This is a genomic window from Streptomyces sp. D2-8, assembly GCF_023184515.1.
Classification (GTDB): Bacteria; Actinomycetota; Actinomycetes; order Streptomycetales; family Streptomycetaceae; genus Streptomyces.
Window position 1 is genome coordinate 1 of record NZ_JAAHBP010000047.1, and the last position, 8,849, is coordinate 8,849.

7 protein-coding genes are annotated in these 8,849 nt (G+C 69.3%); 4 read left to right on the forward strand and 3 right to left on the reverse strand.

What is annotated here, in order from left to right; translation table 11 throughout:
* On the reverse strand, positions 1-406 hold a 406-nt coding region (locus G3I77_RS40140), incomplete at its 3' end, for a heparan-alpha-glucosaminide N-acetyltransferase domain-containing protein (protein ID WP_248512351.1).
* A 196-nt stretch (positions 407-602) separates the two neighbouring features.
* Positions 603-1,130 carry a hypothetical protein gene (locus G3I77_RS40145; RefSeq protein ID WP_248512353.1) on the reverse strand — a complete coding sequence of 176 codons (528 nt, stop codon included), beginning with the start codon at positions 1,128-1,130 and terminating at the stop codon, positions 603-605.
* Positions 1,131-1,476: 346 nt separating this feature from the next.
* Between G3I77_RS40145 and G3I77_RS40150 the strand changes: the two genes are divergently transcribed.
* The 4 genes from G3I77_RS40150 (at position 1,477) to G3I77_RS40165 (ending at position 7,591) form a co-directional block, all read left to right on the forward strand.
* Positions 1,477-2,157 (forward strand): response regulator transcription factor, encoded by a 681-nt coding sequence (locus G3I77_RS40150; RefSeq protein ID WP_248512362.1) that lies wholly within the window; start codon positions 1,477-1,479, stop codon positions 2,155-2,157.
* Complete coding sequence (locus G3I77_RS40155; protein ID WP_248512355.1) at positions 2,157-3,293, forward strand: sensor histidine kinase; 1,137 nt, start codon at positions 2,157-2,159, stop codon at positions 3,291-3,293. The genes G3I77_RS40150 and G3I77_RS40155 overlap by 1 nt, the downstream gene beginning before the upstream one ends.
* A 510-nt stretch (positions 3,294-3,803) precedes the next feature.
* Positions 3,804-7,217, forward strand: coding sequence for a hypothetical protein (locus G3I77_RS40160; protein ID WP_248512357.1), 3,414 nt, complete (start codon positions 3,804-3,806; stop codon positions 7,215-7,217).
* Between the two features lie 44 nt (positions 7,218-7,261).
* Positions 7,262-7,591: a hypothetical protein gene (locus tag G3I77_RS40165; RefSeq protein WP_248512358.1), complete on the forward strand. Its 330-nt coding sequence runs from the start codon at positions 7,262-7,264 to the stop codon at positions 7,589-7,591.
* Here the strand turns inward: G3I77_RS40165 and G3I77_RS40170 are convergent.
* Positions 7,576-7,959 (reverse strand): hypothetical protein, encoded by a 384-nt coding sequence (locus G3I77_RS40170; protein WP_248512360.1) that lies wholly within the window; start codon positions 7,957-7,959, stop codon positions 7,576-7,578. The two genes, G3I77_RS40165 and G3I77_RS40170, sit on opposite strands and share 16 nt — an antisense overlap.
* Positions 7,960-8,849 lie beyond the last annotated feature (890 nt).

Sequence of the window (8,849 nt, forward strand, 5' to 3'; positions counted from 1 at the left end):
CCCCGTACTCCATCGCCAGCACGGTGCCCAGGGCCAGCAGGATCACGGCGCGGATCGCGATGCGGGCCTTCGCCTGCCGGCCCGCCAGGCCGGTCTTCGGCTCTCGGCGGCCGGCGATCAGCATCAGAGAGAACCCGGCGAGGGTGGCGAACAGGGCCGACGAGCGCCCCTCCGCCAGGGAGTACACCCAGCTGCCGAGGTTGTTCCCGGCTGACGGCATCGGGGCGATGTGCACGATGTACATGCCGAACACCGCCAGCGCGCGGGCCAGATCCAACCCGACCAGGCGTCCCATCGAGGGGCGGCCGGGCGAGACCTGCCCTGCGGACTCGGGTGAGGTTCGGGGCCCTGGAGGCGAGTTCTCCTGCGGAGCCGATGTCTCCTGCGTCGGCTGTATCTGTGTCATACACAGAATGCTTCGGTGCCGTCAGGAGACGGACCATCCGGCAGGCTTCGGTGACGCCCCCGCCGACCGGCCGGGACCACCCCGCCGACCGGCGGAACAGCGCCGCGGCGGCCGGCCCGACGGAACAGCGCCGCGGCGGCCGGCCGACGGAACAGCGCCGCGGCGGCCGACCGGCGGGCCCGGACAGCCAACTGCCCTACTTGATGATGGCGTTGGCCACCACGACCGTCAGCCCGAGCAACGAGTCCACGGTGCCGATCATCAAGGCGGAACTCCACGTGCGACCGGCAGCGCGGGCCGCGAGCAGGCCCCAGACGAACAGCAGCACCACGTTCACGGCGAAGGCCACGTACTCGATACCCGCCGAGGGCCACCACCCCCAGCCCGCGCCGAGCAGCAGGACCACCGTCGGCACCGTCGCCACCACCAACGGCCACTCGGACAGCAGCAGCCGCACCGCGGCGCGCACACCGTGATGGGTCCGGTCGCCGCGCAGGGCGATGAGATGCGCGTAACCGTGCGCCAAGGCCGATGCGGCGGCCGTGATCAGGAGCCACTGGGCACTGATGAACCGCTCGGCGGGCGCCGTCTCACCCTGCTCCGTCAGGGCGGCCACCATGGAGCTGGCGAGCACCGCCCCGTACACGCCTCCGAACAGCACATGAGGCTGCGCCGCACAGCGGCGCAGCGCACGGACAGGCCGACGAAGGTTCAACTCGGGCATGGCTGGGTGATCCTCGAACGGTTCGGAAAACGACTGCGGCCGGCAGACCCGGTCGGGCCCACGGACCGATCCCACCGAACGAGAACCGCCGACACCATCCGCCGGACCTCGCCCACCCGCCCGCCGACGGGCCGGAGCGCTCCCCCCGAACGGCTGGAACCAGCCTGCCGGGTGGCGGGATTCACCAGCGGCCGCACCGTCCCGCACCTGGCCGGACGTACTGTCCACAGGGAGCGATCACCGTACGGGAACGTGAGCGCCCCGACGCGGGGCGTAGGGCGTACAGGGACGCCGAGAAGCTGGACAGGGCAGACGAGCGTGAGGTGAAACGCCGGTGATCCGGGTAGTGGTGGTGGACGACGAGGCGCTGGTGCGGTCCGGGTTCCAGCTGATCCTGAATGCCTCTGACGGCATCCAGGTCGTGGCGACCGCGGAAGGATCGCACGCCGCCGACGTGATCCGGCGTGAGCATCCGGACGTCGTGCTCCTCGACATCCGCATGCCGGACGTGGACGGCCTGACCGTCCTGAGGGAGATCCAGACGCTGCCCGAGCCGCCGAAGGTGGCCATGCTGACCACCTTCGACACCGACGAGTACATCGTGACCGCGCTGCGCTCGGGAGCCGCGGGCTTCCTGCTCAAGGACACCGAACCCGAACAGCTCGCCCACCTCGTACGCACCCTGGCCGCGGGCGGGGTGGTGATGTCCCCGAAAGCCTCGCGGGCCCTGCTGCGCGGCCGTCCTGGGGCGGACACGCCCCAGGACGCGGACGTGGCGCGCGTGAACCTGCTCACCGATCGCGAACGTGACGTCCTCGTCCTGATCGCGGAAGGACTGTCCAACGCCGACATCGGCACCCGCATCCACCTGAGCGCGGGCACCGTCAAGGACCACGTCAGCTCGATCCTGACCAAACTCCGGGTCACCGGCCGCGTCCAGGCGGCACTGCTCGCCGAGCGGGCCGGACTGCTCGGCGACAACGGCGACGTCGGCGCCGGCGCCGGCACGGCACGGGACAACCGGTGATGGGCACGGGTGAGGCACTGCGGCGGCGGGTGCCGCCCTGGGCCGTCGACGCGGGCCTCGTCGTGCTCGCGGCCCTCGACGCCTGCATCAACCTCTACGGCGAGGCGTCGGCGTTCATGTGGGCCTGCGCCGCCCTCGGCTGCGCCGGGCTGTTCCTGCGCAGGCGCCTTCCCCTGCCCGTCTTCCTGCTGACACTGCCCATGACCCTGTTCATGGACGTGGCAGTCGCGCCGATCGCCGCCCTCTACACACTGGCCACGCGCACCCGTAACCGCCCGCTGCTGGCCGGATGCGCCCTGCTGAACGCGGCGGCGACCACCCTCGCCTGGCCCCTGTCCGACACGTTTTCCGGCGATACGTTTCCCGGCGACCGGACCTGGACGCTCATCGAGTTCGTCTACACGCTGGCCATGGCCTTCGCTCCGATCCTGTGTGGCCAGCTCGTGCAGGCCAGACGCGACGTGGCCCGCCAACTCGTCGAGGTCAAAGTGGCCCGCGAACACGAACGCGCCCTGTACGCCCAGACCGTCCTCGCCCGCGAACGCGCCCAACTGGCCCGCGAGATGCACGACGTCGTCTCCCACCAGGTCAGCCTCATCGCCGTGCAGGCCGGAGCCCTGCAGGTCGCCGCCAAGGACCCGGACACCCGCGACGCCGCCCGCACCATCCGCACCCTGAGCGTGAACACCCTCGACGAACTCCGCCACATGGTCACCCTGCTGCGCGCCTCCGGCGGCAAGGACACCGAACTCACTCCGCAGCCCACCCTCGCCGACCTCCAGCAACTGATCGCCAACAGCGGCATAGAGACCACGCTGACCGGCGAGCTCCCGCCCGGCATCAGCACAACCGCCCAACGTACCGTCTACCGCACGGTCCAAGAAGCCCTCACGAACGTCCGCAAGCACGCCCCGGGCGCCCGCGCCGAGGTGCGTCTGTGGCATGACGCGCAGCACTTCGGCCTCACCGTCACCAACACCGCCCCCACTCGCCCGTCCGTCGCCCTGCCCAGCGCCCGGCACGGCCTGATCGGCCTGAGAGAACGCGCCGAACTGCTCGATGGCACCCTCACCGCCGAACCCACCCCGAAGGGCGGATACGAGGTCGAACTACGGGCCTCCATCCAGCCCGCCTGAGCACAACCCCCCGACGCGGATCGGCGTGCCCGGACACGACAAACCCCAGGCCGCTGACCTGGGGTTTCAATGGAGCGGGTGACGAGAATCGAACTCGCGCTCTCAGCTTGGGAAGCTGCGAGTATTTGGGGCGGGTAAGGCTGTTGAACTGGGCGTTCGCCTGGCGCCAGGTCTCATCGCCCTTGGTCGCTTTTACCGTGGTTCCCTGCTGTTCCCCGCTCTATCTGGTGCGCTTGTGGTGCGTCGGTCGTGTCCTGGCGCCGTCGATTCGCTGGCTCCGCTGTGCAGGTTGGCGCGGAGACGCGCCTTGGCTGATTCGAGCCGCGGACGGTACTCGGGCATGAAGATCTCGCAAGGCATTGGTGGAAGTAACACAAGCTGGCCTTGCTGGGGCTGCCAGTGCCGTCCTCAACCCGGGGCTGCACTAGTGGTGCACGGCCAGCCCGGTGCGGAGAGCGTGCGGGAGGGCAGAATGACGTTCACAAGTCGCGAGCGAAGGAGCGTTGCGAAGTGAGGCCGGGAAAGCGGCAGGAGCTGGCCGAGGACACGGGTGAGGCGCATGCTGTGGACGGGGCACTCGCGAACAGCGGCGTCCTGAAGATCGCCGGGGATCTGGTCCTGGGGCAGGGCCGCCCCGTCTTGTCCTCGGGCTATCTGCATGAGGTCGCCCAGCTCGCGGCCGTCCGGTTCGAGGGTCGAGCCGCCGAATTGGCGGCCATGGCCGCGTTCTCCACCGCACCCGACGGTGTCCAGGAGGCCCAGGGAGGCGATGCGGGCACGGCCTACTGGCGGTGGCTGGCGCCAGCGTGGTCAGGAAAAACCGCGCTTATGGCGCAGTTTGCACTGCACCCTCCGCAGGGCGTGGACGTGCTGGCCTTCTTCATCACCGCACGTGCCGCCGGACGCTCGGACCGGACCGCTTTCCTGGCCGCCCTGCAGGGGCAGTTGCGGGAGTTCCTGTGCGACGCCGACGTGGACTGCGCCTCCCAGGGCCAGTTCCTCGACGCCCTCGAACGTGCCGCAGACAGGGCCACGGCCGAAGGCCGAAGGCTGGTCCTGCTTGTCGACGGACTCGACGAGGACACCGGCGTCGAGTCGGCCAGCAGCGGTTACAGCATTGCCGCGCTACTGCCGCGCGTGCCGCCTCCGGGCCTGCGAATCGTCGTGGCCGGCCGCCCAAATCCGCCCATCCCCAGCGATGTACTAGAGAACCACCCGCTGCACAGTGCGCACGTTGACCACCTACTGGCACCGTCACCCGCGGCTCAGGCGCTACGGAAGGCCGCGGAGCGCGACCTTCACGCCCTGCTGACGGGTGGTGGGTCCGGGCGGGAGGTGGCGTGCCTGATCGCCGCCGCCAACGGTGGCCTGAGCGCCCAAGACCTGGCCGACCTCATGGGCGAGGTGAGTGCCTGGGAGGTCGAAGAGGTCCTCGGCGGATCATTGGGCCGGTCCTTCCAACCCCGGCCCGCCCAATGGCAGGCCACAGGCCAACAACCGGAACAACTGTTCTCCTTCGCCCACGAAGAGCTGCAACAGGGCGCTCTGAAGCGGATCTCCACGGCGGCGCTTGAAGGTTATCGTGCGCGGGTGCACGCCTTCACCGACGCCTGGCGCCAGGCTGGCTGGCCAGCCGACACGCCGGAATATGCCCTTGTCGGCTACCCGCAGTTGTTACGCAATCTGGCGGACACCACTCGTCTCACCGTACTGGCGACCGATGCGGTGCGGCACGAGAGACTGTGGGAGACCACCGGCTCCGACACAGAGGCGCTGGCCGAGATCGCCGACGCCATCGGTCTCCACCGGGCCGCAACCAATCCCAATCTGCGGGCGTGCGTGCGGCTGGCTCAGCGCCGCGACGAGATCCGCGGGCATGTCGCCAGTATTCCTGACGATGTCATCGAGACTTGGGCGATCGTGGGGCACGTACGACGTGCCCTCACCCTGGCCCAGGTGGCGCACGGTTCGAGGCGGATACCCGACCTCGTCAGGCGGCTCCTCTTTGCGGGGAGAGCCGACCACAACACCGCGTCGCTCGTAGCGTCGGTGGCCCGTCAGCTCCTGAGCCCCGTCCAGGACGCCTGGGAACTACGGGACGTCGCCGATGCCCTCTGCGGCACCGGGCATCCCCAACAAGCCGCCGACCTCGCCCGCAGCATCGCCAGGCCCGACCGGCGCGACGACGCCCTCGCCACTGTCGTCGGCGCGATGGCCAGGAGCGGAGACCCTCAACAGGCCGCCGAACTCGGCCGAGGCATCACCGACCCCGACCGGCAGGCTGGAGTTCTCGCCTCCGCGGCCAGGGCACTGGCCCGGTCGGGGCGTCAAGAGCAAGCCGTGGAGCTCGCGCGAAGCATCGCCGACCCCCAGCGGCGGAACGGAGTGCTGGGCTCACTGTCCGCCGCTGCCTCCGAAGCCGCGGACGATGAGCCGGCCAGCGCATACCCCTCTTCTCCTTACGCGTTCGGCCGGCAAGCCCGGATCCCGGCCGAGCTTGTCGAGCACGCCAATTTCGCGAAGGACCAAGAGCGAGCAGCCGAACGTGCCCGCGGCATCTCCGACCCGGACCGACAGGCCAAGGCTCTGGGCGCCATAGCCAAGGAGTTGGCCCTGAGTGGATTCCACCGGCAGGCCACCGAACTCGCCGACGAAGCCGCTCGCCTCGCTCGCGGCATCGTTAACCAAGACGAACGGGACGGGGCGCTCACGGTCGCTGCTCGGGCCGTGGCCCGCAAGGGGCACCACGCCTTGGCCGCCGAACTCGCCCGCGCCGTGATCGACACCGACCGGCGCGCGGACACCCTGGCGGCTGTGGCCGTGCTCATTGCCCGCGCGGGTGCTCGTCAGCAGGCAGCCGAACTCGCGGACGAGGCGGCAGAGCTCGCCCGCGGCGGCACTGCCCTCGGGCCGAAGGCCGCGCTGCTGGCAGTGGTCGCCGAGGCCATGACACTCACGGGACGTCACGAGCAGGCAGCCGAACTCGCCCACGTAGCAGCCGAACTCGCCCACGATGCCAAAGGGTCCGGTCGACGTGCGATGGCCCTCACGCTCGCCGCGAGGGCCATCGCACGTACCGGACGCCATCGACAAGCGATCGACATCGCACGAATGGTCACCGAGCCCGACTTGCTGGAGGGGGCGTACGGGGCCGTGGCCGTGGTTATCGCCCACGCGGGGCACCCCGGAGAAGCGATCGAACTCACACGAAGAATCGACGACCCCGACCGGAAGGCGAAGGCACTAGCAGCCGTCGCCACGGCCCTGGCCCACGCGGGACGTCACCGACAAGCGGCTGACCTCGCCTTGAGTATCAGCCGGCAGACCAGCCGGGTCAGGGCCCTGACCCTCATAATCAGGACAATGGTCCGAACAGGGCACCGACAAGAGGCCGTTGAACTCTCCCGGACAGCTGTCAACCTCGCCCACGAGGCCGGGGACGCGAACTGGCACGCCAGAACGTTGGCGACCGCCGCCGAAGTGCTGGCCCACGACGGGCACCACGAGCAGGCCGTCGATTTCGCCCAAGCGGCTGCCAAGTTCGCCCGAACACTCAAGGACCCCGGCCGACGCGCGGCGGCACTTGCGGGCGCCGCCCGTGCCTTGACCAGCACGGGGTGTCGGGGACAGGCCGAAGGCGTAGGGCGACAAGCCGTCAATGCGGCCCGCACCATCAAGGACCCCGGGCAGCGGGTCAAGGCGCTGACGTCTGCGGCGAAAAAGTGCCCGGATATTCTCAACGGGCGTGTGCTCCTGGCCGAGGCACTCGACATCGGCCCCTTGCAGCAGGTGGTTGAGTGCCTGCCCGACATCGCACCAGAGACCCTGGAACTGCTGGCCCGACTGATAACCACCAAACGTCCGGAGACAGACCATGGACGAACGGCCCGAGCGGGGACATCGGCAGGACACTTGCTCGGGTAGGACGACCAGGAAGGGATGGGCCGATGGGCGGACGGCAGCGAGCGGTGGCGGGGCTAACAGGGCTGGCGGTGGCGGTACTGGCCGGGGTCTTCTGCTTTCTGAGCTGGGACCAGGCCAACCAGGTCGCCGGGATCGTCTCGGCGCTGGTGGGCGTCGTAGCCCTGGGGACTGGGGTCCTGGCCCTGGTGTCGGGCCGTGACGGGTCGGTGCGGGTCGTGAATACTGGGCCGGCCACTGCGGTCGGTGCGGGCTCGCACGCCAACACCGGTCTGACCGCTCAGGGGGGCGTGCGCGGAGGCATGGAAGTCGACGGGACCGCAGAGGCACGAGCCGAGGACGGCGGCCGCGCGAACACTGGCTACGACCAACTCTGACGCGTCAGCGAACTGCGCCGACCGTCCGGGGAGAGGAAGAGGCGGGGCGGCAGCTGGCTTCGTTGCCGCCCCGTAGGTGAGACACCGGGCCCAGTGTCCAGCCCGCCCCTGTAACCGGTGCTGGACATCCGTGCTCCGCCAACAACGGCGAGAATGAAATGGATGGCTGCGCTGTCCTTTGACGGGATCCTGCAGTCGCTCAGCGTCTTGTCCAGCGTTTCGGAGATCGCGTAGATCGGTGACCAGACGGCTCGGTCCTGCACGATCCCCTCAAGGTCCCCGGACTGGAACATGACTTGGTGGAGCCAGTCCGACAGCACGAACGCTTGATCGTGCGTGAGCCTAATGGTGATCGCTTCCTCGTCCACACCCTCAACCTAGCTCCATCGACTGGCGGTGTCGTAGGTACGAGCTCCCGTGGGGACCAACACGCTTTCCAACTGTGGTCGTGCCTCCCAGGGCCGCGTACAGGGCCGTTCACCTGCGTTCATGGGCGGCTGGCTGCCGAAGCGGCTACGGGCTTCGGTCCCGGCTGAACGTTTGCGAACGGCGCTGGATGAGACGGAAACTGAGACGGACAGCCATCACAAGTTCCCTGGTCGCGGACGTGGGAGTGACTTCACGCTCACCGCGCTCTCCACGGTTCCACGTGACGGCACCTTGCCCGTTGGGTGTAGCCACCAGGCACGCCCACGCTGACTGAACGCCAGAAGCGTTCTGCCTCGCGGAAATGGCCGCCGCCCGTGTGCCACTGGACTCCTGGGTAGACCTGACGGAGGGACCGGAGAGCGGCCGAGGCGAGGCCGCAGCGCTTGTAGCCCTCGTAGGAGTGAGGCGCTTCCACCCAGCCGATCTGGCACGGATCACAGACCACGTACTCGACCTCGAAAGCCAGGTCGGATAGGACGTAGGCTGCACGGATGCGCCAGCCGGTTCGCTCGTAGTAGCCGGCGGGCCGGTCGACCCAGGGTCGCGGTGGGGTGGCGGTCCGGTCGAAGTGGTATGACGCGGGGTCCATCCAACGGCGGAGCCGGTCCCGCCAGGTCGGCTTGTCAGGCCACTCCCGTACCCAGTACACGTGGTCAGCGCGGAGCGCCACAGCGCGGATTGTCGCCTCGTCCGCCATGTCTTCCCCGTTATGTTTTCCGCGGTTCCGCAACGGGACCGCTGGCCTCCGGGCCCGCCATGACTGTTGCCCCCTGTCGAACGGATGACCTGGGGGGTGGTGTCACCGGGCCCGGGAGGTGCCGTCGGAGAC

Excerpts from the sequence above, each read along its gene's own strand:
- G3I77_RS40155 (WP_248512355.1), top strand. The coding sequence starts at position 2,157 with ATGGGCACGGGTGAGGCACTGCGGCGGCGGGTGCCGCCCTGGGCCGTC.
- G3I77_RS40145 (WP_248512353.1), bottom strand. The coding sequence starts at position 1,130 with ATGCCCGAGTTGAACCTTCGTCGGCCTGTCCGTGCGCTGCGCCGCTGT.